The sequence below is a fragment of the uncultured Zoogloea sp. genome, assembly GCF_937894855.1.
In the GTDB taxonomy this organism is placed as follows: Bacteria; Pseudomonadota; Gammaproteobacteria; order Burkholderiales; family Rhodocyclaceae; genus Zoogloea; species Zoogloea oryzae.
Map to the genome: position 1 here is coordinate 19,542 of NZ_CALAYQ010000082.1, position 26,623 is coordinate 46,164.

28 protein-coding genes and 1 pseudogene are annotated in these 26,623 nt (G+C 68.9%); 8 read left to right on the forward strand and 21 right to left on the reverse strand.

Going from position 1 to position 26,623, the window contains the following annotated elements:
- Window positions 1-13: 13 nt before the first annotated feature.
- Window positions 14-2,065, reverse strand: coding sequence for a TonB-dependent receptor (locus Q0672_RS10910; RefSeq protein ID WP_298622126.1), 2,052 nt, complete (start codon window positions 2,063-2,065; stop codon window positions 14-16).
- A 256-nt stretch (window positions 2,066-2,321) separates the two neighbouring features.
- On the opposite strand from Q0672_RS10910, the gene Q0672_RS10915 reads away from it, so the two are divergent.
- Window positions 2,322-2,891 (forward strand): winged helix DNA-binding protein, encoded by a 570-nt coding sequence (locus Q0672_RS10915; RefSeq protein ID WP_298622128.1) that lies wholly within the window; start codon window positions 2,322-2,324, stop codon window positions 2,889-2,891.
- On the opposite strand, the gene Q0672_RS10920 is transcribed toward Q0672_RS10915, so the two are convergent.
- From Q0672_RS10920 to Q0672_RS10970, 11 genes and pseudogenes are all read right to left on the reverse strand, one after another.
- Entirely contained in the window at window positions 2,888-3,154 is a 267-nt protein-coding gene (locus Q0672_RS10920) for a SemiSWEET family sugar transporter (protein ID WP_298622130.1), read from the reverse strand. The two genes, Q0672_RS10915 and Q0672_RS10920, sit on opposite strands and share 4 nt — an antisense overlap.
- Before the next feature lie 3 nt (window positions 3,155-3,157).
- Window positions 3,158-4,174: a 2Fe-2S iron-sulfur cluster-binding protein gene (locus Q0672_RS10925; RefSeq protein WP_298622132.1), complete on the reverse strand. Its 1,017-nt coding sequence runs from the start codon at window positions 4,172-4,174 to the stop codon at window positions 3,158-3,160.
- A complete protein-coding gene (locus Q0672_RS10930; RefSeq protein WP_153163273.1) occupies window positions 4,165-4,497 on the reverse strand; it encodes a non-heme iron oxygenase ferredoxin subunit in 333 nt (110 codons plus the stop codon). Before Q0672_RS10930 ends, Q0672_RS10925 begins: the two co-directional genes overlap by 10 nt.
- 52 nt (window positions 4,498-4,549) lie before the next feature.
- The gene (locus tag Q0672_RS10935) at window positions 4,550-5,710 is read right to left on the reverse strand and encodes an OmpP1/FadL family transporter (protein ID WP_298622134.1); all 1,161 of its coding nucleotides are present in this window, start codon (window positions 5,708-5,710) and stop codon (window positions 4,550-4,552) included.
- Entirely contained in the window at window positions 5,707-6,489 is a 783-nt protein-coding gene (locus Q0672_RS10940; RefSeq protein ID WP_298622136.1) for an SDR family oxidoreductase, read from the reverse strand. The genes Q0672_RS10935 and Q0672_RS10940 overlap by 4 nt, the downstream gene beginning before the upstream one ends.
- A gap of 109 nt (window positions 6,490-6,598) precedes the next feature.
- Complete coding sequence (locus Q0672_RS10945) at window positions 6,599-7,138, reverse strand: flavin reductase family protein (protein ID WP_298622138.1); 540 nt, start codon at window positions 7,136-7,138, stop codon at window positions 6,599-6,601.
- Window positions 7,128-8,396, reverse strand: coding sequence for a styrene monooxygenase/indole monooxygenase family protein (locus tag Q0672_RS10950; protein WP_298622140.1), 1,269 nt, complete (start codon window positions 8,394-8,396; stop codon window positions 7,128-7,130). Before Q0672_RS10950 ends, Q0672_RS10945 begins: the two co-directional genes overlap by 11 nt.
- A gap of 27 nt (window positions 8,397-8,423) precedes the next feature.
- Window positions 8,424-8,903, reverse strand: a complete 480-nt coding sequence (locus Q0672_RS10955; RefSeq protein WP_298622142.1) for a nuclear transport factor 2 family protein — start codon at window positions 8,901-8,903, stop codon at window positions 8,424-8,426.
- Window positions 8,904-8,915: 12 nt separating this feature from the next.
- The gene (locus Q0672_RS10960) at window positions 8,916-9,260 is read right to left on the reverse strand and encodes a hypothetical protein (RefSeq protein ID WP_298622144.1); all 345 of its coding nucleotides are present in this window, start codon (window positions 9,258-9,260) and stop codon (window positions 8,916-8,918) included.
- An 11-nt stretch (window positions 9,261-9,271) separates the two neighbouring features.
- Window positions 9,272-10,477 (reverse strand): aromatic ring-hydroxylating dioxygenase subunit alpha, encoded by a 1,206-nt coding sequence (locus tag Q0672_RS10965; RefSeq protein ID WP_298622146.1) that lies wholly within the window; start codon window positions 10,475-10,477, stop codon window positions 9,272-9,274.
- 39 nt (window positions 10,478-10,516) lie between these two features.
- A pseudogene (locus Q0672_RS10970) lies at window positions 10,517-11,839 on the reverse strand (acetamidase/formamidase family protein).
- Window positions 11,840-12,105: 266 nt separating this feature from the next.
- Between Q0672_RS10970 and Q0672_RS10975 the strand changes: the two are divergent.
- From Q0672_RS10975 to Q0672_RS10985, 3 genes are all read left to right on the forward strand, one after another.
- Window positions 12,106-13,611 (forward strand): PAS domain S-box protein, encoded by a 1,506-nt coding sequence (locus Q0672_RS10975; RefSeq protein WP_298622148.1) that lies wholly within the window; start codon window positions 12,106-12,108, stop codon window positions 13,609-13,611.
- The gene (locus tag Q0672_RS10980) at window positions 13,592-14,224 is read left to right on the forward strand and encodes a response regulator (protein WP_284188180.1); all 633 of its coding nucleotides are present in this window, start codon (window positions 13,592-13,594) and stop codon (window positions 14,222-14,224) included. Before Q0672_RS10975 ends, Q0672_RS10980 begins: the two co-directional genes overlap by 20 nt.
- A gap of 143 nt (window positions 14,225-14,367) precedes the next feature.
- A complete protein-coding gene (locus tag Q0672_RS10985; protein ID WP_298622150.1) occupies window positions 14,368-14,679 on the forward strand; it encodes a BON domain-containing protein in 312 nt (103 codons plus the stop codon).
- A gap of 104 nt (window positions 14,680-14,783) precedes the next feature.
- Here Q0672_RS10985 and Q0672_RS10990 read toward each other — a convergent pair whose 3' ends face one another.
- Window positions 14,784-15,182 carry a response regulator transcription factor gene (locus Q0672_RS10990; protein WP_153163261.1) on the reverse strand — a complete coding sequence of 133 codons (399 nt, stop codon included), beginning with the start codon at window positions 15,180-15,182 and terminating at the stop codon, window positions 14,784-14,786.
- Window positions 15,183-15,446: 264 nt separating this feature from the next.
- Between Q0672_RS10990 and Q0672_RS10995 the strand changes: the two genes are divergently transcribed.
- Window positions 15,447-16,415, forward strand: a complete 969-nt coding sequence (locus Q0672_RS10995) for a diacylglycerol kinase family protein (protein WP_298622152.1) — start codon at window positions 15,447-15,449, stop codon at window positions 16,413-16,415.
- The gene (locus Q0672_RS11000; RefSeq protein WP_298622154.1) at window positions 16,412-17,239 is read left to right on the forward strand and encodes a metallophosphoesterase; all 828 of its coding nucleotides are present in this window, start codon (window positions 16,412-16,414) and stop codon (window positions 17,237-17,239) included. The genes Q0672_RS10995 and Q0672_RS11000 overlap by 4 nt, the downstream gene beginning before the upstream one ends.
- Here Q0672_RS11000 and Q0672_RS11005 read toward each other — a convergent pair.
- Together Q0672_RS11005 and Q0672_RS11010 are read right to left on the reverse strand one after the other, a co-directional pair.
- Window positions 17,229-18,419: a DUF2252 family protein gene (locus Q0672_RS11005; RefSeq protein ID WP_298622156.1), complete on the reverse strand. Its 1,191-nt coding sequence runs from the start codon at window positions 18,417-18,419 to the stop codon at window positions 17,229-17,231. The genes Q0672_RS11000 and Q0672_RS11005 overlap by 11 nt on opposite strands.
- Window positions 18,420-18,430: 11 nt before the next feature.
- Complete coding sequence (locus Q0672_RS11010) at window positions 18,431-18,859, reverse strand: hypothetical protein (protein ID WP_298622158.1); 429 nt, start codon at window positions 18,857-18,859, stop codon at window positions 18,431-18,433.
- A 225-nt stretch (window positions 18,860-19,084) separates the two neighbouring features.
- Here Q0672_RS11010 and Q0672_RS11015 point away from each other — a divergent pair, with 225 nt between their 5' ends.
- Complete coding sequence (locus Q0672_RS11015; protein ID WP_153163256.1) at window positions 19,085-19,720, forward strand: response regulator transcription factor; 636 nt, start codon at window positions 19,085-19,087, stop codon at window positions 19,718-19,720.
- Here Q0672_RS11015 and Q0672_RS11020 read toward each other — a convergent pair.
- From Q0672_RS11020 to Q0672_RS11035, 4 genes are all read right to left on the reverse strand, one after another.
- A complete protein-coding gene (locus Q0672_RS11020) occupies window positions 19,694-21,115 on the reverse strand; it encodes a CHASE3 domain-containing protein (protein ID WP_298622161.1) in 1,422 nt (473 codons plus the stop codon). The genes Q0672_RS11015 and Q0672_RS11020 overlap by 27 nt on opposite strands.
- Before the next feature lie 110 nt (window positions 21,116-21,225).
- Window positions 21,226-21,393 (reverse strand): DUF1328 domain-containing protein, encoded by a 168-nt coding sequence (locus tag Q0672_RS11025; protein ID WP_153163254.1) that lies wholly within the window; start codon window positions 21,391-21,393, stop codon window positions 21,226-21,228.
- A 25-nt stretch (window positions 21,394-21,418) separates the two neighbouring features.
- Window positions 21,419-21,601 carry a hypothetical protein gene (locus Q0672_RS11030; RefSeq protein WP_153163253.1) on the reverse strand — a complete coding sequence of 61 codons (183 nt, stop codon included), beginning with the start codon at window positions 21,599-21,601 and terminating at the stop codon, window positions 21,419-21,421.
- Window positions 21,602-21,757: 156 nt separating this feature from the next.
- Entirely contained in the window at window positions 21,758-22,972 is a 1,215-nt protein-coding gene (locus tag Q0672_RS11035; protein ID WP_298622164.1) for an RtcB family protein, read from the reverse strand.
- A gap of 214 nt (window positions 22,973-23,186) precedes the next feature.
- On the opposite strand from Q0672_RS11035, the gene Q0672_RS11040 reads away from it, so the two are divergent.
- Window positions 23,187-24,218, forward strand: a complete 1,032-nt coding sequence (locus tag Q0672_RS11040) for a zinc-dependent alcohol dehydrogenase family protein (protein ID WP_298622166.1) — start codon at window positions 23,187-23,189, stop codon at window positions 24,216-24,218.
- Between the two features lies 1 nt (window position 24,219).
- Here Q0672_RS11040 and Q0672_RS11045 read toward each other — a convergent pair whose 3' ends face one another.
- Window positions 24,220-25,620: a dihydrolipoyl dehydrogenase gene (locus Q0672_RS11045; RefSeq protein WP_298622168.1), complete on the reverse strand. Its 1,401-nt coding sequence runs from the start codon at window positions 25,618-25,620 to the stop codon at window positions 24,220-24,222.
- A complete protein-coding gene (locus tag Q0672_RS11050) occupies window positions 25,617-26,537 on the reverse strand; it encodes a YihY/virulence factor BrkB family protein (RefSeq protein WP_298622170.1) in 921 nt (306 codons plus the stop codon). The genes Q0672_RS11045 and Q0672_RS11050 overlap by 4 nt, the downstream gene beginning before the upstream one ends.
- Window positions 26,538-26,623: the final 86 nt, after the last annotated feature.

Sequence of the window (26,623 nt, forward strand, 5' to 3'; positions counted from 1 at the left end):
GCGGCCGCGGTGATCAGTAGCGCACTTCGACGCCGGCAAACCCGCTGATGCCCGGATCGCGGAAGTCGAAGGGCATGCGGTACTGGCGATCGGTGAGGTTGTTCAGGTCGGCAGTGGCGAGCGCGGTGTAGCCGGCCGTGCGGGAGAGCACCTTCTGGGCGCGCAGGTTGATCACCCCGTAGTTGCCGAAGGACTGCCGGCTGGCCTGGTCGGTGCTGTCGTAGTACCGGCCGACCCAGTGGTAATAGGCCGCCACGACGAGTTCGCCGGGGAGCGGGACGACCAGCCCGGCGTTGGCGAGGCGATCCGGCGCGAAGGGGATCTGGCTGCCGTCGTTGCCGGGGTTGAGGTTGTCGCTGATCCGGGTGCGGGTGTGGGTGAAGTTGGCGAAGGCGGTGAGGCCGGCGCCGAGGGCGTAGCGGGAATCCAGCTCGAAGCCGGCCGAGCGGGCGCCGCCGGCGTTTTCGGAGCGCACCTGGGAGGGCACGGCGCTGACGATGTTGGTGACGATGGCGTCGCTGATGGTGTTCACGAAACCGCGCAGGTTGAGGTGCAGGGCGGAGGTGGCCTGCCAGTCGACACCCAGATCGCGGCCGATGCCGCTTTCGGGGCGCAGGGCCGGGTTGGGCAGCTCGCCGCTGGCGCCGGGCGTGGGCACCGTGCCGCCGATCTGCTTGGCGGTGGGCACCATGAAGCTGGAGCCGGCGTTGCCGTAGAAGGCGAGCCCGGGCGACAGGTTGTAGCGCGCCCCGACGCTCCAGAGGTTCTTGCTCCAGGCGGCGCTGGTGGTGGTGGGCGCGTTGCCGCCCAGCAGCGCGTAGTCGTGGTGGATGGTGTTGCGGCGCAGGCCGGCGCGCAGCACCCAGTCGTTCCAGCGCAGCTTTTCCTGGACGAAGTAGCCGGTGGAGCGGGCCTCGGCCCGGTTGGCGGGGGTGCCCACGCCGGCGGGGCTGCGGGTTTCGGTTTCGTAGTCGACCCACTGGCCATCGACGCCCAGGGTGAGCAGCGAATCCCGGGCGTGGCGGTAGCTGGCGGTCAGGTCGGCCGGGCGGATGGTCTGGCGGTTGAGGTCGCGATTGACCAGAGCCAGGCTGGATGGGTAGTTGTCGTTGGAAAAGCGCCGGTCGTAGTGGCGTTCGCCGTACTTGAACTGGAGGTGCCAGTCGTCGTTGATGGCGTTGTTGTAGGCGAAGTTGAAGGTGTTGTAGGCGTGGTCGAAATCCCGGTTCGGGCGGCCCATGGTGCTCTGGTGGGCGGTGTACTGGTAATACAGGCTGATCGTGTGGTCGGGCCGGCCCAGGGCGTAGGACAGGTTGGTGAAGACCCGGTCCTTCTCGTAGTGGGGCCGGCTGGTGGTCTGCAGCCACGAACCCGGGGTGCCGTACTGGCGGTAGTCGGCGAGTTCGTGGCTGGCGCTCACGATGTAGCTGAGCGGGCCGCTGGCGCCCTGGGTGTAGGCCCGCGCGGCGCGGGTGCCCCACGAACCGAAGCCCGCGGCGAAGCGGGTGAGCGGGGTGTCCACGCGGTTCTTCAGCACGAAGTTGGTGGTGCCGGCCAGCGGCGCCTCGTTGCCGACGAAATCCATCGTCAGGTAGTTGGAGTACAGCACCGAGGCCGGGCCCTTGTGGATCTCGATGCGCTCGATGGCCGCGCTGTCGAGGCTCATGGCGTCGGCGAAGGCGTCGATCGGCAGGCCGTCGAGGAGGTAGCTGTTGTACTTGGGCCCGAGGCCGGCGTACGAGCCCCAGTTGGAATCGTTGCGGGACAGCACATTGACGAACTGGCCGGAGGTGTGGCGCATCAGCTCGGCCAGGTTGCCGTTGGGCGTGGGCAGGCGCGCGATCTCGTCGCTCTTGAGGACGACGATGCGCTGGGTGACGGAATCCGGAGTCTGGCCGAGCTTGGTGTCGGTGACCACCAGATCGGCGAGCTGTTCGAGGCTGGTGGCCTCGACAAAACCGCTGAGGGGAAGGTTCGTGATGTCGCCGGAAGCCGATGGCGGCGCGTCGGCGTGGGCGAGCGCGCAGGAAAGAGCGATGACTGGGGTGAGATGCTGCGGCTTCATGGATCCTTCCACGATCTGCCGTGAGTATGCGATTCGTCCGGCAACGATCTTTAACAATATGAGGCCGGGATGTTATAGCGCCATCGCCTGAAGATCAAACGGGTACGGGCATATTTTTGCCATTCTGGCAGGGCCCCCGGGGCCGGTGAGGCCGTTCTGCGATCTACACCTTTCGTCGTAGGCCGATGGGGTGGCCTGCGGGCGGGCCGGATCTGGGTTAGATTCTGGCCTGTTCCAACCGATTGAGTGCCCCGCCGTGACCGCAAGACGCACTGCCACCCCCGATGCCGTCGATGATGCGCCCGCCCAAGACGCGGAGGCGGCGCAGCCCTGGCATCTGGCCGCCTCCGACGCCGAGCGGGTGGTGGCCGAGTTCGAGCATGCCCTGATCTGCCTGTGCGAGGCCTTCGGGCGTTACAACATGCAGGGGCTGGCCGGGGTGTCGGACGAGGCGAGCTTCTCCGGGCAGGACAACATGGTGCTGCACATCATCCAGACCCTCGACCGGCCCAAGAGCCTGTCGGACATCAGCCGCTTCATGAACCGGGACGACCTGGCCAACATCCAGTACAGCGTGCGCAAGCTGCTGAAGGCCGGGCTCATCGAGAAGGCCAGCGACCGCTCGGCCCGCGGCACCACCTACCGCACCACCGAGGACGGTCGCGAGGTGGTGGCCGCCTTCGTGGCCCGCCGGCGTGATCTGGTGCTGGCCCCGGCCGAGGAGATGGAGCAGCTGCGCGAGCAGCTCCGCGGCGCCACCAAAGTGATGAGCCACTTCATCGGCCTGTACGACCAGGCCGCGCGGGTGCTCACCACCCGTTCCTAGCCGGCGCCGTCGCCGAACCGGCGCTTCATCGCCAGGATCACCAGTGCCACCGCCAGGATCACCCCGTTGGTGAGCACCAGCGGCAGCGCGCCCCGGCGCAGGCCATAGACGATCCACAGGGCCACGCCGGCGATCAGCACCGCGTACATCGCCCACGACACGTCCCGCGCGCTTTTGGTCTTCCAGATCTGCCAGGCCTGGGGCACGAAGGCGGCGGTGCTGAGGCAACCGGCAATGGTGCCGATGAGGGTGTCGATGTCCATCGCTCAGAAGAACCGGTCGAAGTGGATGCGCTCGGGCGGCAGGCGGTGGGTGACCTGCAGCAGCTGCTGGACGGCCTCGACCATCGGCGGCGGGCCGGCGAGGTAGAACTCGGCCTCGGTGAGCCGTTCGCCCAGCACCGCTTCGGCCAGCTGATGGACCGGGCCCACCGGGCCGCGCCAGCCATCGCGGGCGGCGGCGTCCGGGTCCGACACCGCGGCGTGGTAGCGGATCGTTTCGCCAAAGCCGGGCAGGGCCGCCAGATCGGCCTCGCCGCACAGGTCGGACGGGGTGCGTCCGCCGTAGAAGAAATCCACCCGCCGGCCAGCCAGCGCCGGATCGGCCGCCACGCCGCGGGCGACGGAGAGCATCGGCGCGAGGCCCGAGCCGCCGGCGATGCACACGATGTCCCGCGGGCTGTCGGTGCGCAGGTGGGCGAGGCCGTAGGGGCCGTCAAGGCCGACGCTGGCGCCCACCGCGAGGCGCTCGAACAGCGTGGTGGACGCGCCGCCGCCCGCCACCTTGCGGATGCGGAAGTGCCACTCTCCCGCCCCGTTGGGCAGGTTGGCCATGGAGTATGCGCGCTCCCGGTCGAGGCCGGGGAGGGCCAGCAGCGCGTACTGGCCGGGGCGGAAAACCGCCGGGGCGTCGGTGCGCAGCACGAACTCGCGGATGTCGTGGGTGATCTGCCGGCTGGCGACGAGGGTGGCGTGGTGGCGCACCGGGCGGATCGCCGGCTCTGGCTGGGGCGGCAGGCGCAGCTTGAGGTGGACGTCGCCGGTCGGCCGGCTCTGGCAGGCCAGCACGCGGCCCTTGCGGCGGTCGCGATCCGATAGGCCCGGCGCCTCGGGCCACAGGTTGGCGACTTCGCCGGCGGTCACCTCGCAGCGGCAGCAGCCGCAGGCGCCCACACCGCACTCGTAGGGCAGCGCCAGCCCGGCGCGCAGGCCGGCGCGGAGCAGGGTGTCGCCCTCGGCACAGTCGAAGACGGCCTCGCCGTCGTTTACGGTGATCACGGACATGCGGCCTCCGTCTCGTCGATGGCGGCGTAGATGGCCTCGTCCTTCACCTCGACGCGATAGACGCGCAGCGGGATCGAGCACGGCGCGCCAGCCGGGCGGCCAGTGGCGATCTCGAAGGCGCCCTGGTGGTAGGGGCACTCGACCACGCCGTCGTCGCAGTCGATCTCGCCGTCGCACAGGGATGCGTCGCCGTGGGTGCAGGTGTCGTCGGTGACGTAGAAGCGGCCGTCAAGGTTGAACACCGCCAGAGGCGGGCGATCGGTGAGTTCGATGCGGTGGCAGCCGCCGGCGGGCACGTCGCGGGTGGAGCAGAGCTGTTTCATGGGGATGTCCTTTCTTGTCGTCGTGGGCCGGGCCGAAGCCCGGCCGGCCGGGTTACCACTTCCAGGCGTAGGCGGCGCCGATCCAGTTTTGCGACATGCGCACATCGACGCCGGCGCTGGGGCCGGTGCCCTTCACTTCCTCGCCCAGCACGCGGGCGTACACCACCGACAGCTCGCTGCGGTCGGGGAGCGTCCAGGTGGCGCCGGCGGTGACGTGGTTCTGGGGCGTGACGGGCGCCAGGTAGTTGAGGGTGGCGTCCTTCGCGGCGACGATCTGGGTGCCGTGGCTGAAGCCGCCGCGCACCTGCAGCGCCGGGGTGGCCTGCCAGCTGGCGCCGATGCGGCTGATGGTCTGGCTGTGCCAGCCAAAGCCCGCCTGAGGCGCGGTGAGGGGGTTACCCAGCGAGTTGATGTCGCCCCAGTTCACCCGCATCAGGTCGGCGGCGATCACCACGCCTTCCACCGGCCGCACAGCGATGCCCACGCCGTAGCGCTCGGGTACGTCGAACTCGCCGTTGTGGGCGAGCAGGTTGCGGTAGGCGTCGAGCTTGCCCATGCGCATCCGCGCCGCGTACATGGCGCCGAGGGTGACCTTCTCGCTTACCTGGCCGGTCCAGCCGAGCTTGAAGCCGGCGCCCATCGAGGTCTCGGCGCCCTGGCCTTCCTGGCCGTTGGCGTCGGGCACGCCGTCCACGCGGAAGCGCTGGTAGGCGAGGTCGAGCGACACGCCGACGGCCTGGGAGTCGGAGAGCTTGACCGCGTAGGTGGGCGAGACGATGACCTGCATCAGCTTGGCGCCGTCCTTGCCGCTGCCGGGGCCGCCGAGGATGTTTTTGTCGTACTTGGTGGTCACGCCGTTGCCGTACACCGACACGCCGACGGACTGGCGGCTGTCGAGCATGCGGTTGTAGCCGAACTCGGGGATCGGGATGGCCTTCACGCCGTCGCCGTCGAAGTCGGTGCCGCCAAAGGTGGAGGCGGGCTTGGGCATCACCACCGCGAGGCCCAGGTCAAGCCGGTTGCCCACGAAGGCCATGCCGGCGGGGTTGTTGGCGGCGGCCAGGGCATCCTGGGGCAGGGCGATGGACGCGCCGCCCATGCCCTGGGCCTTGATGCCGTAGCCGTGGGGCATGGTGCCGTTGGTGGCGAGGGCCGGCAGGCTGGTGGCGAGCGCGGCAGCGAGAAGGGTGAGGCGCAGGGGCAGGCGGGTCATGACAGCAGCTCCGAGATGGGGGAAGTGGCCTGCTCGGGGCCGAGCGCCGCGTAGCCGCCATCTACCGGCAGGTTGCTGCCGGTGATGAAGCGGGCGTGGTCGGAGGCGAGGAACAGCACCGCGTCGGCCACTTCGGCCGGATCGCCAATGCGTCCGAGCATGTGGAAGGGGCGGGCGACGCTGTTCACCTTGTCGCGGTCGCCGCCGGAGATCTGGTCGAGGATGCCGGACCACGTCCAGCCCGGCGACACGGCGTTCACCCGGATGCCGTCGGCGGCGAGATCGAGCGCCGCGCTGCGGGTGAGCTGGAGCACCGCGGCCTTGGTGGCCGGGTAGGTCCACCGACCGGCCTGGGCCACGCCGGCGCTGGTGGAGCCGAAGTTGATCACCGCGCTGCCGTGGGCCATGTGCGGGCGGCAGGCGCGCAGGAACATCGCCGCGCCGAACACATTCACCGCGAAGGCCTTCTCCCAGTCTTCCCGCGGCGAGGCGGGGCCGTTGTCGGCGTAGACGGCGGCCACGTTCACCAGGCAGTCGATGCGCCCGAAGGCCTTTACCGTGGCCTGCACGCAGGTGTCGATGTCGGCGTCGCGGCTCACGTCGGTGGCGACGAAGCGGGTGGTCTCGCCCAGCTCGGCCACGAGTGTCATGCCGCCGGTGCTGTCGATGTCGGCGATGACCACCTTCGCCCCCTCGGCCACGAAGGCCCGGGCGATGGCGGCGCCGATGAGGGTGGCGCCGCCGCTGACGATCACCACCTTGTCCTTGAGTCCTCTCATGTCGGTTCCTTGATGTTTTGTCGTTGGGTAGGTGGGAGGCGTCAGCGCACCGAGCCTCAGCCCGGTCCCCTCACTCCTCACCCCTTACTCCTCACTGCCCTGCCGGCAATCAGCCGGCCAGGGCCGGTTCGGCGGGCAGGGCGGCGCCGAGCTTGCCGCGACAGAACAGCAGCGGCGTGCGCTCGCTCCAGCGGAAGCGCAGCACCCGGCCGAGCAGGATCTGGTGGTCGCCGCCGGGATAGACGGCTTCCAGCGCGCATTCAAACTGCGCCGCAGCGCCGGGCAGCAGCGGCGCGCCGCCGGCGCCGGGCGTCACCGTCAGGCCGGCGAACTTGTCGGCCACCGGGCGTCCGAAGCGGTGGCACAGGTCCACCTGCTCGTCGGTCAGCACATTCACCGCAAAGTGGCTGCCTTCGGTGAAGGCGGCCAGGCTGGGCGAGCGGTTGGAGAGGCTCCACAGGATCAGCGGCGGGTCCATCGACACCGAGTTGAAGGAGCTGGCGGTGAGGCCGACGGGGCTGCCGTCCGGCGCGACGGTGGTGACGACCGTCACGCCGGTGGCGAAGCTGCCGAGGGCCTTGCGCAGGGCCTGGGGATCGCCGCTCGGGCCATCCCCCGCCCAGCGGGCGGCGTGGGCGTCAGGCTGCACAGCGTTCCTCCACGTGGCTGGCGACGAAATTGCGGGCTTCGTCCAGATCGGCGATCCACGGCCAGTAGTTGCGCGGGTTGTCGAAGCAGCGCATGAAGGCGTCGGCCACCGGCGGGTGCTGGGAGGCGGCGCCGAGCACGGTCATCACCGGCTCGCCCGGCGGGTTGAGCAGGGCGTTGGTGAAGGCGGTGGTGTAGCTGGCGGATTCGTCCCAGAAGGTCTCGAAGGTGTCCTTCATCCAGGCGGCGTCGAAGGCGGCGTTGCCGTTGGCGACGATGCGGGCGACCAGGTGGCGCACCATCCGCGCGGCGTTGTTGGAGCCCTGGCCGGCGATCGGGTCGTTGAGCACCGCGGTGTCTCCGATGGCCATCACACAGGCGCCGGAGGGCAGCTGGCCGATGGGTTTACGCACGGTGGGCACGAAGGCGCCCTTCAGCCAGGCGTCCTCATCGGTGAGCTCGGCGCCTTCCATGTGGTGCAGGTCGTCCGGGGCGAACTCGGCGATCACCTGGCGGGCGATCTCCAGCAGCTCGTGGCCGTCCTTGGCGTCCTGGAAGCGGTCCATCGGGCCGCCGGGGATGGCTTCGAACAGGAAGCTGCGGCACTCGCCGCGGGTGTGGGTGTAGAAGGGCAGCGAGAAGTATTCGCCGACGCCGGCGATGAAGTTGAAGCGCAGCGGGCGGAAGGGCACGCGCTTCCACGGATGGTCGCCGGTGAGCTTGGGGCCGGTGAGGAGCATCGCGGCGAGGTTGCGCGGCGGGGCGCTGTGCACGCTGCGCTCGTCGTCGCGGGCGAAGAAGGCGTTGATCTGGCCCTTGCCGGCGGCGACCATCGTGAGGTCGGATTCGGCGGCGATCTTCTCCAGATCGGCCACCGACACCGCCTGGATGACCAGCTTGCCGCCGCGGCGGGGGAATTCCTGCAGCCAGCGGGAGAACTTGGTGCGCTGGTCGAGGGCCTGGCCCTGCAGGTCGCCCAGGCGGCCCTGCACGGTGAGGCCGATGCTGCCGTCGGGGCCGCGGAAATCCACGTGCATGCCTTCGCCGTAGGGAACGAGGTCTTCCCAGAAGTTGAGGCCCAGCTCGCGCTCGGTGGCGAGGGTGGATTCGAACAGGAAGGCGGTGCTGGGGATGCGGCTGTTGAGCACCTGCTCGGGGCTGCGGTCGGTGTAGAGGGAGACGGAATAGCCCTTGTCGAGGAGGGCGAAACCGAGCAGCAGGCCGGCCTGGCCGCCACCGATGATGGAGATCTTGCGCATGATTGGGTCCTCGGAATCTGTGTGGGTTCAGTCGGCCGCCGGCAGGGTCTTCCAGCCGTCGGCGTGCGGGCTCAGGAGCTTCAGGTGCAGGCGGACGTGGGTGAAGCGCCAGCCCTTCCTGCCTTTCTTGAGGCGGCTTTCGTACCAGCCGCCGATCCAGTGGGCCTCGGCCTCCTCGCCGACCCGCGCCAGCTCCCACAGGTACCAGTGGCAGCGGGCGCGGCGGCCGTCGGGGGACGGCTCGACGAGGGGCGAGACCATGTAGTGCAGCGACCAGCGGATGCCCTCGCGGCCGATCCGCGCCAGCTCCGCGGAGATCTCGTCGCGACCCCGGTAGTGGCCGAAGCCTTCGCACACCCATTCGGCGTCCTTGGCGAACAGCGGCCCGAGGATGGCCGGGTCGTTGTTGCGGTCGGCGCCGAGGGCGTAGCGGGCCACCAGGGTGCGGATCGCCTCGATGTCTTCGAGGCGGGTGAGGCGGGCGGCGAGATCCGGAGCTGGCTTCATGATCGAGTGCGCTTACGCGGCGACGCGGCCGTGCTCGGCGACGAAGCGGGCTTCGTCGAAGCTGTAGGGCACCTTCGGGTCGCCGCCGTAGAGCTCGATGTGCGGCGCCACCTCGGCCAGCGACAGGGCCAGGTGGAACAGGCGCGCCGAGGCCGGCGGCAGCTCGCCCAGCGGGAAGGTATCCACGTGGGTGAGGATGTCCGGCAGGCGCGGCAGCATGGCTTCGTAGAAGGCGCGCAGCTCGCCGCGGCTGCTGTGGATGCGGCGCTGCTGACGTTCGTCCTGGGTGGCCAGCGCCCAGGTGGCGACCAGCGGCTCGAGGACTTCGAAGGACTTGGGCAGGGAAAGGTCGGTCATCGCGGTGTTCCTTACTTGGCGTGCATGTAGGCTTCGAGGGCGTGGTAGCCGTGGCGGATCAGGATTTCGTCGTCCTGCAGGTACATCACCTGCTTGGCGCCGGATTCGAGGGCGGTCTGGGTGTCTTCCATCGTCGCGGTGTCTTCCAGCCAGGCGTTGCGCTGCAGGCACTGGGCGTGCTCCAGGGCCCAGCGCTGGCTGTTGGTCTTGGCCGGGCGGACGTAGTACTTGCCTTCCCACAGGGTCTTGTTGTGGGAGATGGGCCAGAACTGGTGGGTGAACCAGATGCCTTCCGACACGTGCAGCAGCAGGTTGGGGAAGAGCACCGACAGCTCGAAGGAGAAGTCGTCGCGGCGATCCGGGTTCACCGTCGGCGGCAGCATCGAGGCGCCACGCTGGGCGACCAGGGAGCCGGTGGCCAGCGCGTTGGCGATCTTGGCGACCGGGGTCGGCTCGGCGTTGAGGGACAGGCAGATCGCGGTGGTGCGGTGGGGCCCGAACAGCTCGACGTTCTGCAGGCCCGACGAGAACACGTTGGGGAAGGAGCCGGCGTGGATGGTGGCCACGTGGTAGGCCTCGGCGAAGGCGTCGTGGGCGACCTTCCAGTTGCAGTCCAGGTAGGTGTGGTAGCTGAAGCACTGGGACAGCTCGCCATACGGGAAGCCGGACAGGTGGGTGCCGATGCCGCCGAGGAACTCGGCCAGCGGGGTGACGTTCTCGGACGGGTCGAGATTGACGAAGATGAAGCCTTCCCACACGTCGGTGTGCACCGGGGTGAGGCCGTTCCTGGCCTTGTCGAAGTCGGCGGAGAACTTGTTCTCCTCGGGCACCTGCACGATGCTGCCGTGGGCGTTGTACACCCAGCCGTGGAAGCGGCAGGTGACCACCGCGGCCTTGTTGCGGCCGAAGGTCTCCTCGCCGGTCTCGACGACGACCTTGTTGCCGCGGTGTGAACAGGTGTTGTGGAAGCCGCGGATCTGGCCGTCCTTGCCGCGCATCAGGATCACCGAGGTCTTGGCGAAGGCCAGCTTCTTGACCTTGTAGTCGCCGGGCTTGGCGATCTCTTCGACGCGGCCGACCTTCAGCCAGCTCTTGAGGAAGACCTTCTGGCGTTCCTGCTCGTAAAACTCCGGCGAGATGCAGGGTTCGACCGGGATCGGGCCGGTGCCGAGATCAGGATATTTCGCGGCCCATTTCAGGTCGTTGGGGGCATTCATGGGTGTGCTCCTTCAGTTTGGGTGGGTGTGGATGGGAGTTCAGGCGGCGTCGAGGCCGTATTGCTGGCGCACGAGGTGGCCGACGCCGATGCGGTCGAGGATGCTCATCGGGCACTGGAAGGTGACGCGCACCACGCCGGGCAGGCGGCTGATCTCGATGGAGCCGGCGATGGTGGCGCGGTTGAGGATCTCCTCCGGCGACAGGCCGGTGACCTTGGCGGCGCGGTCGACGCCGTTGTGGGTGGCGTCGTTGAGGGTGCGCCCGGTGCCGATGAAGGTGATCGGGCCGTTCTCCTCGATCGTGGCCTGGCCGAAGCGCTCGGCCAGGGCCTGCACCGCGGCGCGCTGCTCGCGGTTCATGGGGCGAGCCATGGGCGGCAGGTCGTCGGGGCGCTGGAGCAGGATCGGGCCGTCAATGTCGAGGCCCTTGATGACCTCCACCTTCACCTCGGTGATGCCCGACACGTCCGTCGCGTGGCCGGCCACTTCGCCGTTGCCCTGCTGGGCGTGCATGTCGCCCATGTAGATGCCGGCGCCGGTCACCTTGACCGGACAGATCAGGATCGCCCCGGCCCGCACCGAGTTGGTGTCCATGTGGCCGTCGGTCTTGTGCTGTTCGAGCTCGGCCTGGGTCATCGCATAGGCGTGGGGCGCATCCACCAGGAAGCTGCCGAAGTCGCCGGCGTTGTGGGAATCCGGCAGATCCTTCGACGGGGTGGTGCCGATGTTGCCGAGGAAGGGCTGCATGTGGGCCGCGAGGCCGACGATGTCGGCGCGGGCCAGCGACAAAATCGAGTGCTGCTAGGAATGCTCGGGCAGGCGGGCGTTGTCCTTGGCGTGGGCGGCGAGGCGCTCGGCGGCGGCCTTGTCGACGGTGAGGGAGACGTTGTTGTCCTTGTCGAGGACGATCACGTAGCCGTTGGTGAAGCGGAAGGCATTCACTTCAGCGCCGCACACGTCGCAATGCACGGCCTCGTCGCCGATGCCCTCGATGTGGCTGGGCGGGCTGACGGTGCCGCAGCTCGGGCACAGCTTGGCGACGAAGGGGTCGCCCAGGTAGCGGCCATCCACAAAGGCCATCACGCCCGACGAGGTGGCGAGCGAGGTGACCTCCATGCGCTGGATGTGGATCGCCACGGCGTCGCCCACCTGGGCGCCTTCGACGGCGACCGGCTGGGAGACTTCATGGCCGCCCTGGAACTTGGGGGTGATCATCGGGCCCCAGCAGCCCGGCGGCGTACCGACGCGGATGGTGCCGCCGTCGGCCACCGGGCCGAGCATCGGGTTGCCCGGCCCGACGATGCCGCGGGTGTAGGTGGAGACGACCACTTCGCGCTGTGCGCTGGTTGGCTTCTGGCTCATGGAATTCACTCCTTGCGTTGGGGGCTGGGGTTACGCTTGGCACCGGTACGCGGGGTGGGCGAGATCCCGCTGGCCGGAAGCCGATGGCTAATTTTTCAATTCGATTTACACTGTAATTTCACATTTACGAGCGTCGTTCCGTCATCGACGGCAGGTGCTGACAAGGCTATCGGCGGGGTTTCGGGGCGTAAATCGGGCGTCGCATCTAAGCGACTAGGTACAAGTGCTTATCGGCCGAAAGCAGGAGCGGCCGGCGGAGAGATGCCATGCAGGTGGCGACCAACTATCAGGACGTGTTCGATCACGCCAACGACGCGATCTTCATCCACGACGAGGACAGCGGCGCGATCCTCGACGCCAACCGGATGGCGGCCAGCCTCACCGGTTATCCGGTGGATCTGCTGCGCTGCATGGACGTGGGCGACATCAGCTCGGCCCGCCGCGGCTGCGACAGCCGGGCGGCGCGGGCGCTGATCCACCGGGTGATCCGCGATGGCCCGCAGATCTTCGAGTGGTGGCTGCGCCGGCCCGACGGCAGCGACCTGCCCGCCGAGGTGAACCTCAAGCGCATCATCTCCGACGGCCACCCGCGGGTGATCGCGCTGGTGCGCGACATCCGCGAGCGCAAGGAGGCCGAGGCCCGGCTGGTGGCCCGCGAGGCCTACTACCGGCGGCTGATCGGCAGCATCAGCGACGGCATCGCCATCCTCGACCGCCTTGGCCACGTGCGCTGGGTGGGGCCGTCGATCCGCCAGGTGCTGGGCTTTCGCGAGCGCGAGGTGCGCGGCTTCAGCGTGTTCCGGCGGATGGAGCACGACGACGCCAACCGGCTGGCGGCGCTGCTCGAGAAGGCGGCGCGGGACGAAGGCGGGGTGTTTCCGCTGGCCTACCGCATCCAGCACCGGGACGGCAGCTGGCGCCAGCACGAAGGCAGCTGCGTCAATCTGCTGGAGGACCACTGCGTGAACGGCCTGCTGGTCACCTTCCGCGACGTGACCAGCCGCATCGAGGCCGAGGCCCGGGTGCGCCAGCGGGACATGGAGCTCTCCCACATGGCGCGGCTATCGACCACCGGCGAGATGGCCTCGGCGCTGGCCCACGAGCTCAACCAGCCCTTCTTCGCGATCATGAACTTCGTCGGCGGGGCGATCCGCCGCGCCGATGCTGGCCGGCTCGACGACGCCACCCTGAAGGAAGTGCTGGAGAACACCCGCGTCCAGGCCGAGCGGGCCGGGCGCATCATCCGCACGGTGCGCAACTTCACCCGCAAGAGCGGCTACCACCGCGAGACGGTGGACATCCGCACCATCGTCGAGGAGATCGCGCCCTTCATCGAGATCGAGGCGCGCACCCGGCGCATCCCCGTGCGCTACCGGCTGCTGCGCGATCCCGCGCTGGTGGATTGCGACTGGGTGCTGATCGAGCAGGTGATCTCCAATCTCGCCCGGAACGGCATCGAGGCGATGGTCGATACCCCGCAGGAGCGCCGCCAGCTCGTCATCTCCACCACCCTCACCGCCGCCGGCACGGTGAATTTGACCATCGAAGACCGCGGCCACGGCCTGCCGAAGGCCAACCCCGACCGCCTGTTCGACGCCTTCTACACCACCAAGAAGGAGGGCCTGGGCATCGGCCTGTCCCTGTGCCGGTCGATCGTCGATTCCCACGGCGGCCACCTGTGGGCCACCCGCGTTACCGGCGGTGGTGCCAAATTTCACTTCAGCCTGCCGCTGGCTACTGGAGAATCCACTCATGTCGACTCCGACCGCTAAGCCCGCCGCCATCCCCACCGTGTTCGTCGTGGACGACGACGACGGGGTGCGTGAATCCCTGCGCTGGCTGCTCGAATCGGTGGGCCACCCGGTGCGGGTGTTCCGCAACGGGCGTGAGTTCCTCGACGGCTACGACGCCGACCAGCCGGGCTGTCTGCTGCTCGATGTGCGCATGCCGCTGATGGGTGGCTTCGAGCTGCAGGAGGTGCTGCGCATCGACAACCCGGCGCTGCCCATCCTGTTCCTCACCGGCCACGGATCGATCCCCATGTCGGTGCGGGCGATGCGCAACGGCGCCTTCGACTTCATCGAAAAGCCCTTCTCGGACCAAGCGCTCCTCGACCGGGTGCAGGACGCGGTCAATCGCGCTGCCGAACTCCACCGCCAGCAGCGCCACACGCGCTCGATCAACCAGCTGCTGGCCCTGCTGTCGCCGCGGGAGCGGGAGGTGCTTGATCTGCTGATCGACGGGCTTTCCAGCCGCGAGATCGGGGTGGAGCTGGGCATCAGCAAGAAGACGGTGGAGGTGCACCGTTGCCACATCCGCGAAAAGCTCGGCATCGGCTCGGTAGCCGAGCTGGTGCGGCTGGTGCTGAATAACGACGGGCGCTGAGGTCGGCCCGGCCAGATTTGTCCTACAGGCCAATCCGCCCTGTCGGACAGCCCGGCGCAAGGCCCGGAATTATTCTGGAATCAGCAGCACGAATCGGGAAGCACGCTTTCCCGGCCAGAATAAAGACCGAAAGGAGTTTCAAAATGAGAACCACCGCCGCCTCCCTGGCCCTTGCCGGCCTGCTCGCCTTCACCGCTGCCGGCTGCGCCGTCACCCGCGAACAATCCACCGTCGGTCAGTATGTGGACGACGCCACCATCACCACCCGCGTCAAGGCCAAGTTTGCCGAAGATTCCACCGTGAGCGCGATGGCCATCAGCGTCGAAACCCTGAAGGGCGTGGTGCAGCTCTCCGGTTTTGCCAAGAGCAGCGCGGAACGGAGCAAGGCCGAAGATCTGGCGCGCGGCACCCCGGGCGTCGTGAATATCAAGAACGACATCGTGGTCAAGCCGTAACCGGCCTGCCGAAGGGCAACAAGAAAGAGGGGCGGAAGACCGCCCCTCTTTTCTTTTGGTGTCGGGCCATCTGCAAGATGGGCTGGCCCGGCGGTGCTACTCGTTCAGTTGGTGCGTTCCGCGAGGGCCTGGACGAACTCGAGCAGCTCGTCCATCTGGAAGGATTTGTCGAAGAACGCCTCTGCGCCAAGGGCCAGGCAGCGCGACTTCACGATCGGGTGGGCGTGATTGGAAAACACGACCGTCCGCGGCGCACCGAAATCGGCGGCGTTGCTCTGGATGGCGCCGAGCACCTTGAGCCCGGTTCCCGCGCGCAGCTCAAGGTCGACGATGGCGAGCTTGGGGCGGGTGCTGCGGATCATCGAGATCGCTTCCGCTTCACTGGCGGCGGTGCCGACGACCTCGACCCGCTCGATGCCGCCCAGCATGCCGGACAGCAGCTCGAGGAGCGCCGGGTTGTCTTCGACAATCACGGTGTTCAGCGATGTAGGGGCAGACGACATGGGCATAACTCGGTACAAAGTCGGTCAGAAACAGTGACAACTACCGATCACAGCTTAGCGCCACACGCTCCGTGTGTCTGTCGGCTACGTCCTACAGCGCCTCGGGCGGTCTGCCCACATTCCTGCCAAGGCAGCCGAGGCTAAGCTTTGGGTGTCCCCTGCGGTTTCCGCGGGGGCTCAACCAGGAACCGACCGATGCGTGCCTTGCCCTGCCAGCCCACCCCATCCGCAGCCGGGCGCCCAGCTACGGGGCGAGCTTGAGTCATGGGGCTGGCCGACGCGCCCCGTCTTGATGCTGACGCGCCGTGGTTGGTGGTGGTCAACGCCGCCTCCGGCCGGCAGGAGGGCGACGCGATCGCCGCGTTGATCCGCGACACGGTGAGCGCCCGCGGGCATCAGGTGAGTGTGCGGCTCGTGACCCACGCCGAAGAACTCGAGCAGACTGCACGCCAAGCGGCCGGGCAGGCCCGGGACCGCAATGGCCTGCTGGTGGCGGTGGGGGGCGACGGTACGCTCAACACGGTGGCCGCGGCCGCCCTCGAGGTGGGGGCCGCCTACTCGGTCATCCCCGGCGGGACGTTCAATTACTTCGGCCGCAGCAACGGCTTTCCGACCGAACCCGAGGCGGCCATCCACGCCGTGCTGGGCGGCCGCCTGAGGCCGATCCAGGTGGGGCGGGTGAATGAGCGGATCTTCCTGGTCAATGCCAGTCTCGGGTTGTATCCCCAGCTGCTGGAAGACCGCGAGGCCTTCAAGCAGCAATGGGGCCGTAGCCGCCCGGCCGCTTGGGGCGCCGCGCTGCTGACCTTGCTGGGCAGGCATCGTCTGCATCACCTCCATCTCCAGTCCGGCGACGTGGACGAGCACTTGCTCGCCTCGACGCTCTTCGTCGGCAACAATCGTCTCCAGCTGAGCGACATCGGCCTGCCGGAAGCCGGCGAGGTGGATGAGGGGCAGTTGGTCGGTCTGGTGCTGCGTCCGGTTGGCCGCCTTGGGCTGGTCCGCCTGGCACTGCAAGGGGCGCTCGGCCGCCTCGCCGACGCCGAGGAGATCGAGCGGCTGGTCTTTCGCCGCTTGCGGGTGGCCCAGGGCGGGTGGTGGCGCGGGCGTCAGGTCAAGGTTGCGATGGACGGCGAGCAATGCCTGATGCGGACTCCGCTGGTGTTCGAGGTGGCATCGCAGCCCCTGTGGCTGGTGGCGCCCGATCCGCCGCAGGACGAGGCGAGCGGATGAGCGTCATCCTCCAGATATCCGACACCCATTTCGGCACCGAGCAGCCGCCTGTGGTCGAGGCGCTGCTGGCCCTGGCATGGCAGCTCCAGCCCGATCTGATCGTGCTGTCGGGGGATGTCACCCAGCGCGCCCGTCCGGCCGAGTTCGCCGCCGCCGCCGCATTCGTGGCGCGGCTGCCACCTGTGCCGCGGCTGGTCGTGCCGGGTAACCACGACATTCCGCTGTTCAATGTGCTTCAACGGGTGATCGACCCCTTTCAGGGCTACCGGCAGTGTCTTGGTTCGGCGCTGGAGGATTCGCGCCGCCTGCCCGATGTGTTCATGACCGGGGTGAACAGCGTGCGCGCCTGGCGCCACAAGCACGGCAGTCTGTCGCCCGAGCAGATCGAGGCTGTGGCGGAGCGGCTGCGCCGCGCGGGGCCGACGCCCATGCGGATCGTGGTGGTGCACCATCCGCTCGACGTGCATGACGCCGGTGATCTGGGTGACATCGTTCACGGCGCATCCGAGGCCGTGCGAGCGTGGGCGCGCGCAGGCGCTGATCTGGTGTTGTCGGGCCATGTGCATGTGCCCCTGTGCCGACCACTGGCCGTGCGCTACGGCCCGGAGGCCGGCACCTGCTGGATGGCGGTGGCGGGCACCGCCACGTCGTACCGCATCCGGGGCGGGCATCCGAATTCGGTCAATGTGATCCGGGTCGACCACTTTGCCGGGGAGGTCCGGCGCGTGCTGGAGCAGCGGGATTACGACAGCGAACGGCAGGCCTTCCGGGTGGCGGCAACCCGCGATCTCTCCGATCGCGTGCTGACGGTCATCACCCGATGAGGGCGATGTGCCTGCGGCAGTGCTGCAGATAGCCCCGCTCGTGGCTGGCGAGGGCATCGACGATGGCTTGCCACAGCCATGACGGCGCATCCACCTGCGTGCTGCGGGAGGCGCGCAGGATGCCGTGCCAGGCCTTGCGCTGCGCAGCCGACATCTGCCGGGCGTGGGCATCGCCGACGATGCGGCCGAAGTAGGCCCCCATCTCGTCGATGGCGGCCGGCGGCATGTGGTCGGGCTCGATCTTGAGCTCATGGGGCGCGAGTTCGCGCAACACCATCGGGCGGTCGAGCAGGCGCACTGCGACCATGCGCTCGCCGAGAGCGGGCGAGAGCGCCATCGCCGCCGCCACGACCCGCTCGGCGTTATCCCGGGGCATGGCGGAGGAGGTGGTGCGTGGCGCGGCGGCCGGCGGTGCGTCCTTGATGTCGAGCATGGCCAGGCGGTTCTGGCCACCCGCCTCGTCGATTTCAAGCAACACCGCGTAGCGGGGCCGCCCCAGACTGCTGCAACCCTTCACCCAGTAGGCAGCGTCGGCCATCCGTACCGCGTCGTCGGGGCGGGCGATGCCCAGGCCCACGGCGAGCGGGCCGAGGGCATCGGGGGACAGCAGAGCGGCGATCGCACGGCGCTCGGCCTTCGAGAGGGGCCAGAAGCGCTTGCCGAGGGGAATGTGCGATTGCGTGTGGGTGAGGTGTTCGCGGACCAGCTGCTTCCAGCTGCGCCCGATGGCCTCACGGAGGAGTGCCTTGATGGTCCCGGGGGCGTCCTTGTGGTGGGGGCGGCGGGTGAAGGCGCGGGCATAGCCGTCCAGCAGCGCATCGACCACCTTGACGCTGACGGCGCCCGGCAGGTTGGCGCTGCGGCAGGCGCTGGCGAGGGACAGGCCGAGGCGGATGAGGTCATGGGCCGGGTTGTCGATCACCGCCTGATCGAGATCACGGATCATGACCTGGATCCGCCCGTCGGCACCCACCACCGGGCCGAGGTTGCCCACATGGCAGTCGCCGCAGATCCAGACGGGCGGCCCGGCCGGGATCGCGTCCTGGCTGCTTTCCTCCAGCCAGTCATAAAAACGCGCGGTGTTGCCGCGTACGTAGGCGTGCGCCGAGCACGCCATCTTGCGCCATCGCCGCTGCTTGAGCAGCGACGGCCGATCGCGGGGCCTGGGCGCCGCGCGCATGGCTGAAACGCTCAGAGAAGCCAGCGTTGCGGTGCCGGATCGTCGCGCCCGCCACCGCCGCCGAGCACGATGCGATCGCCCTGCAGGTCGAGCTGGGCTACGGGAATGGCAATCTCCCCGGCGAGGCTGGCGTCCCGATCGTAGGTGGAGATCAGCGCAAAGCTGCTCCCGGTGTCGGTGCCGCGGATGATGGCGGTCAGGCGTCCGAGGGGTGTGCCGCGGATGGAGTAGACGTCGCGCCCGATGGCGTGGCTGTCGATGGCCGATGCCGCCTTGTCGCCCGTGGTGGCCGAGACGAGTTCGATCGACGGGCGCTTGGCCGAGGACAGGGTCTGGGCCGTGATCGCGCCTGCGGCGAAGGCGGCAACCAGCACGCCGGCAAACAGGCCCAGCAGGGCGGGGCTGTGGCTGAGACGCTGAAGGCGGCGGATCGTGTTCATGATGACTCCCGAGTACGTGCCTAGTCGGCGGAAGGACTACGATGCTTCCATGATCTGCCCGTTTCCACCCGGTAGCCAGTCGTTCAATGCCGATAGCGATGTAGGTGTTGTCCTACGTTTCCGGGGTTGGATGTAGGACGAGTCCTGCATCAATGTCAGACAGCGAAGACGGCCGGCCCAGAGGGTGTCCGATACAATTTGATCATTAAATCGTGGAGAACTCTCATGCTGCGTCTGGCCATCGTGGACGATCACAAAATCGTGCGGGCGGGTTTCCGGGAGATGCTCTCTGACGAGCTCGGGATTCGCGTCGAATTCGAGGCCGCCAGTGGCGAGGAGGCGATGCAGAAGCTGCGCGAGACCCCTTGCGACGTCCTGCTGCTCGACCTTTCGCTGCCCGGCCAGAGCGGGGTGGACGTGCTGCGCGCGGTGCGCCAGCGCTATGAATCCCTCAAGGTGCTGGTGCTCAGCGGTTTTCCCGAGGAGCGCTACGCGCTGCCGATGATCCGCAACGGCGCGAACGGCTATCTGTGCAAGGATTGTGAGCGGGATGAGCTCATCAAGGCGATCCGCACCGTGGCCCAGGGCCGCCGATACGTGTCGGCACGGACCGCCGAGCTGATGGCCGACGATCTGGCCGGTGCGGGTAATTCGCTGCCCCACGAGAGCCTGTCCGAGCGCGAACTGCAGGTCTTCCTGCGGCTTGCCAAGGGCGAATCCGTGTCGAGCATCGCCGAATTGCTCAACCTCAGCGTGAAGACCGTGAGCACCTATCGTTCGCGGCTGCTCGAGAAGATCGACGTGAACAGTAACGCCGAGCTGGCTGCCTACGCCCTACGCCACGGGCTGATGGTGGACTGATTCGGGTGGCGGAGGGCCATCCAGCAGGGGCATCCGGGCGTCGATGCGGGTGCCCTTGCCGGGGGCAGAGATCAGCGAGAAGTTGCCTTCGAACATCTGTACCCGGTGCTTCATCCCGGCCAGCCCGTGCCGGTTGAGGGTGGGGCTGGCGACGTCGAAACCGTCGCCATCGTCGGCGATCCACAGGTGGATGTCGCGGCCCTTCACCTCCAGCCCCAGCTCCAGGTGGTGGGCGTTGGCATACTTGCGGATGTTGGTGATGGCTTCCTGAACGATGCGGAAGAGGGCGAGGGCCTGCTGCTCCGGGCAGTGGATGTCCTTGTCGGGCAGGTTGAGCTTGAGTTCATACTCGTGGCGCAGATCGTCCGACACGGCGCGCAGCGCCTCCACCAGACCCAGCCCCTGCAGCAGCGGCGGGCGCAGGTCGTCGATGATGCGGCGCTTGATGGTGATGCCGGAGCCGATGGTGTCGATCAGGCGGCGGAAGCGCGCCTGGATGTCCGGGCTGCTGTTGGCGCCCAGGCTGCGCAGCAGCCAGCTCGCGTCCATCTTGGCGGCGGTGAGCAGGGCGCCCAGCTCGTCGTGCATCTCCCGGGCCAGCCGGGCTTTCTCGGCTTCGCGGCTGTCGGTGAGGTAGCTGGCCAGATCAGACAGCTCTCGCGTGCGCTGAACGACGGTGGATTCGAGGACGTCGTTCTCGTGTTTGAGCAGTTCGGCGATCCTCGCCCGCAGCGCGGCCTGCCGCTGCTGCACGGCAAACAGCGCGATGATGAGGCCCAGCGCCCCCGCCGCCAGCGCGGTGACCGTGCGCTGGATGCTGCTGAGGCGCCGCACCGATTCTTCGACGACCTGATGGTTGCGCTCTTCCAGGCGTGCGCGGAGGGCGTCGATCGAGGTCCGGATCTGGTCCATGTAAGCCTTGCCCGGTCCGCCCGTGCCCTGGGAGATCAGCGGCGGAGGCTGGCCTAACCGGATGGACTCGTTGAGCAGCGAGCGCTTGAGCGCCACCAGGCCGCGGAGCATCTCGAACTCGGCGCGATCGGGGCCGCCTTCAGGGAAATCCTGGCTCATCTTCTCCAGCAGCGGGCCGACCTCCTTCTCGCTCAACTCATAGGAATCGAGGTAAACCGGGTTGCGCCCGGACACCAGATAGCCTCGCACCCCCGTTTCGGCATTGAGCACCGCAACGAGCAGGGCGTCGATTCGGTCGAGCCGGGCCTTGTAATCCTGGGTGCTGCGCATGGCCTCGATGCCAAACTCCGAATGGAGCCGGCCGAAGGCGAGCAGGCTGATCACCGCCAGACAGCCGGTGGTGACGAGGAGGTAGGACCACAGCTTGTGCGGTAGCAGCCGGGTGATCTGCTGGCGGAGGGGAAGACGGTCGGACGGCGGCATGGGCGGGGGCGGCATCGAAGGCTAGGCGGGAGTCTGCCAGACTTGCCAGACGCTGGCATGGTTGGCGGGGCAGGGCCGCCCGCGCCAGCCGGGTCCGGGGCGGCGCCGCGTCAGCTTCGGCCGCGCAAGGCGTTGATGATGAAGCTGGCGATGGCCAGCACGATGAAGATAAAGAACAGGATCCTGGCGATCTCGACCGCACCCGCGGCGATCCCGCCAAAACCGAACACGGCGGCGATCAGGGCGATCACGAAGAACACGACGGCGTAGTGGAGCATGACGGTCTCCCGGGGTGTTGGCGGATCAGCGCGGGGCTTCGTTCGCCTGGTTGGCGATCGACCGGCGAACCTTGTCGAGCTTGCGGCCGGAACGCAGTTTGCGCATGTCGATCTCGTCCTCGATCCATTCATTCCAGCCGCTGCGGGCTTCACCGCGGCGGGCGGCACGGACGGGACGGGTAGGGAACTCGATGTTGACGCGCTTCATGGCCTGCTCCTGTGCTGATCCGGTGGGGCAGTCTGGCCGGGATGCATGGCCCTCGCTGCATGCTTCCACTTTAGGCGGACGTGCTATGGGGGGCCGTCGGCGCGGGCCGAATGCGATGTGGGAATCGTCTTACGACGCGGGCGTGGGACGAAGGTCTCAGCCCTTCACGCAGACCACCTGGCGCAGGGTGTGGACGATCTCCACCAGATCGGCCTGGGCGGCCATCACCGCGTCGATGTCCTTGTAGGCCATGGGAATCTCGTCGATCACGCCGGCGTCCTTGCGGCACTCGACGCCTTCGGTGGCGCGCACCTGATCGGCCACGCTGAAGCGCTTCTTGGCCTGGGTGCGGCTCATGGTGCGCCCGGCGCCGTGGCTGCAGGAGCAGAACGCCTCTTCGTTGCCGAGGCCGCGGACGATGAAACTCTTCGCGCCCATCGAGCCGGGGATGATGCCCAGCTGGCCCCGGTGGGCGGCGACGGCGCCCTTGCGGGTGACGAGCACCTCGCGCCCGAAGTGGTTCTCGCGCTGCACATAGTTGTGGTGGCAGTTCACCGCCTCCACGTCGGCGGCGAAGGGCTTGGGGATGATCCGCCGGGCGGCGGATACAACCGCGCGCATCATCAGCTCGCGGTTGTGGCGGGCGAAATCCTGGGCCCAGCCGACGGCCTCGACGTAGTCGTCGAAATGCCGGCTGCCTTCGCTGAAGTAGGCCAGATCGCGGTCGGGCAGGTTGGCGATGTGCTGGCGCATGTCGTCCTGGGCCAGTTCGATGAACAGGTTGCCGATGGCGTAGCCCACCCCGCGGGAGCCCGAATGCAGCATGAACCACACCCGCCCGGCCTCGTCGAGGCACACCTCGATGAAGTGGTTGCCGGTGCCGAGGGTGCCCAGGTGCAGGCGGTTGTTGGTGCGTTCGAGCTTCGGGTATTTGCCGGTGATCTGCGCGAAACGCCCGGCAAGCTGGCGCCATTCGGCGTCGACGGCCTGCGGGGCTTCGTCCCAGGCGCCGGTGTCGCGGCGGCCGAAGGTCTTGCCGTGGGGCACGGCGGCCTCGATGGCGCTGCGCAGGGCGTGGAGGCTGTCGGGCAGATCCGCCGCGGTGAGCGAGGTGCGCGCCGCCATCATGCCGCAGCCGATGTCGACGCCCACCGCCGCCGGGATGATCGCCCCGACGGTGGGGATGACGCTGCCGATGGTCGAGCCCTTGCCCAGGTGCACGTCCGGCATCACCGCCAGGTGGCGGAAGATGAAGGGCATCCGGGCAGTGTTCATCAGCTGCTGGCGGGCGTCGTCCTCGACGGGGACGCCGTGGGTCCACAGCCGGATCGGCGCGCCGCCGGGAACGGGGAGGATGTCGTGGGTGGGCATGGGCGGATTATCGCCGATCGCCCGCCACAAACTTGATCCAGATCCGGTTGGCGGGGTGCTTCCGGCCGTAAAGTAGGTAGTGGCCCGTTCGCGATCGGTCCGATGAAGATCCACCCGCTCGCCATTCCCCAAGTCCTCGCCAGCGTGCGCGGTTCGGCGCGGGGGCTGGCGCGGCTCGCCGCTGGCGGGCCCGAAACGAATCCGGAGCGCTGTCATGACCGCCGACACCTTTGAAACCCTCCCCGCCACCATGCGCGCGATGGTCCTCCGCCGCCCGGGCGAACCGCTCGTGCCGGAGACCCGCCCCGTCCCGCGGCCCGGCCCCGGCCAGGTGCTGCTGAAGGTCGAGGCCTGCGGCGTGTGCCGCACCGACCTGCATCTGGTCGATGGCGAGCTGCCCGACCCGGTGCTCCCCATCATCCCCGGCCACCAGATCGTCGGCCGGGTGGCCGGGCTGGGCGACGGGGTGAGCGGCTTCGCCCCCGGCCAGCGCATCGGCGTGCCCTGGCTGGGCTGGACCTGCGGCACCTGCCACTTTTGCGCCAGCGGCCGCGAGAACCTGTGCGACCACGCCCGCTTCACCGGCTACCAGATCGACGGCGGCTACGCCGAATTCACCGTGGCCGACGCCCGCTACTGCTTTCCGCTGATGGAGTGCGCGGCGCTGCCCTCGGCGCTGGAACTCACCCCGCTGCTGTGCGCCGGGCTGATCGGCTACCGGGCGCTGCGCCTGGCGGGGGACGCGCAGCGGGTCGGCATCTACGGCTTTGGCGCGGCGGCCCACATCGTGGCCCAGGTGCTGCGCCACCAGCAGCGGCCCTTCTACGCCTTCACCCGCCCGGGCGATGGGGAAAGCCAGGATTTCGCCCGTCAGCTGGGCGCCGCGTGGGTGGGTGACGCCAGCCAGCGGCCGCCGGAGCGCCTCGATTCGGCGCTGATCTTCGCCCCCGCCGGGCCGCTGGTGCCGGCCGCGCTGGGCCATCTGGAGAAGGGTGGCGTGGTGGTGTGCGCCGGCATCCACATGAGCGACATCCCGACCTTTCCCTACGCCGACCTGTGGGGCGAACGGATGATCCGCTCGGTGGCCAACCTCACCCGGCAGGACGGCATCGACTTCCTCGACCTCGCCCCCCGCGTGCCGGTGCACACCGCGGTGACCCGCTTTGCGCTGGCGGATGCCAACCTCGCGCTCGACACCCTCCGCCGTGGCGCGCTGCAGGGTGCGGCGGTGCTGGCGATGGATTGAATCAGGTCGCGTCGCGCAGCGCCCTGGCGAGGTTCTGCAGCGCGGTGCGCAGCCCCTCTTCGACCACCGGATGGTAGAAGGGCGCGGCGAGGGCGTCCGTCACGGTGTCGCCGCGCTGGATGGCCCAGGCGAGCAGATGGGCGAGGTGCTCGGCGTCGGGCCCGAACAGTTCCGCCCCCAGCAGACGGCCGTCCGCCTTGCCGGCATACACCCGCAGCTCCCCCAGGTTGCGGCCCATCGTCCGGGCCCGACCCTGGTCGGCGAAGGACGCCGCGCCCTGGGCGAAGGCCACGCTGCGGCGGGTGAGGTCGGCGTGGCTGGCGCCCGCGATGGCCATCTGGGGATCGGTGAACACGATCGTCAGGGGCGTGCGGCGTTCCGCCGGACGCACGTCGGGGTAGCGGCCCGCGTTGTCGCCGGCGATGCGCCCTTCGTCGGCCGCTTCGTGGAGGACGGGACGATCGTCGTCCGCGTCGCCGGCGATGAACACCGGTGTGTCGCCGATCTGTCCGGTGGCCGGATCAAAAACCGGCCTGCCCCGCGCGTCGAGCGGAATGCCCGCCTTGTCGAGATCGAGCCCGGCAAGCGCAGGGCGGCGGCCGGCGGCGGCGAGCACGAAGGCAAAGCGTTCGCGGCACTCGTGGCCCCGCTCATCCTTCCAGGTGACGACCACGCCATCCCCGTCGCGGTCCACCTCGGGTTCGCCGACATTGCCGCTGTAGGGCAGGGTTGCGTTGATCCACGCCGCAACCGCGGCCTGCAGGGCCGGGTCGGTCAGCGGGCCGACCCGTTGGCTGCGCCCGAACAGCCGCACCCGCACCCCGAGCCTGTGCAGCGCCTGGGCCAGCTCCAGCCCGACCACGCCGGTGCCGACCACCGCCACCGATTCGGGCAGGGCGTCCCACTCGAACACGTCGTCGTTCACCACCAGTCGGTCGCCCAGGCGCTCCCGCCAGCCGGCCGGCACCGCGGGCGTGGCGCCCGTGGCGATGATGACGCGCGCCGCTTCGACGCACGTGTCGGCCACCCTCAGCCGGCCGGGCGCCTCGAAGCGGGCCCGCCCGGAAAGCTTGTGGGCGTCGGGCCAGCCATCGACCGTGTCGAGCACGAAGCCGACAAAGCGATCCCGCTCGCGGCGCACCCGCGCCATCACTGCCGCGCCGTCGATCTTCAGGCCGGCGACGGTGACGCCGAAGGGCTCTCCGGTGGCCACGGCGTTGGCGTGATCGGCGGCCGCGATCAGCAGCTTGCTGGGCATGCAGCCGACGCGGGCGCAGGTCGTGCCGTACGGGCCTTGCTCGATCACCACCACGCGGTCGGTGTGCTTGCGGGCAGCCTTGTATGCGCTCATTCCGGCCGAGCCGGCGCCGATGATCGCGACATCCACCTTGAGAGAATTCATGGAGAGGGCTCCTGTGGGGCGGCGGGGGCGTCCCGCCGGGTCTGCACGTACAACACGCACGCGCCGTAGAGGAAGATCTGCGCCGACGCGTAGCACCACACCAGCACGGCCGCCAGCGAGCCCGCGGCGCCGTAGGCCGAGGCGACACCCGCGTGGGTGAGATAGGCGGCGATCAGGTAGCGCCCGATGGCAAACAGTACCGTGACCACCAGCGCCGCCGGCAGCGCATCGAGCCAGCGCGTTCGCCCCGGTGCGAGGCGCGCCAGGAGCAGCGCGAACAACGCGGCGCTGAAGGCATTCATCAGCGTCAGGTCCACCAGCCCGGCGGCGATGTCGAGCCCCGGCATGTCTTTCCCCAGCCACGCCACCGCCGCGTGCATCGCGGCCTCGGCGAGCAGGGTCACGCCCAGCAGGAAGCCCACGCCGAGCGCCAGGGCGAGCCCGTTCAGGCGCCCGATGATCAAGGCCGACGTGGCGGAGCGGGCGACGGGCCGCACGTCCCAGATCGACGCCAGCGCCGCCTTGAGTTCGAGGAAGGTGACGCTCGCCCCCAGCAAGGTGCTGCCCATCGCCAGCCACGCGGCGGCGCCGCTGGCCTGGAGCCGTTCGAGCGCATTGCGGGTCATCGCGGCGATCACCAGGGCCTCCTCCGGGCCGAGCATGCGCTGGATGTACTCCCCGATGGCGTTCTGGGCGGTGGCGGTGCCCAGTAGTACCGCAATCCCCGCCGTGATGACGACCAGCAGCGGGGCGAGGGAGAACACCGTATAGAAGGCCAGCGCCGCACCGTGCCGGGGCGCATCGCGCTCGACGAACACCTTGGCGGCGGGCCACAGGGCGGCGGGTAGCGTGGCGAGGCGCGACGCCTGCCGCGCGGGCGCAGTCTCGGAGGCGGTTGGCGGGCGGGTAGGGGGCATGGCGCTCGACCCTGCTGAAGCGGCCAACGCGGAGGCGTTGGCATCACCCAGCCATTATGGGCGGATTGGCCGGCCACGCCATCGGG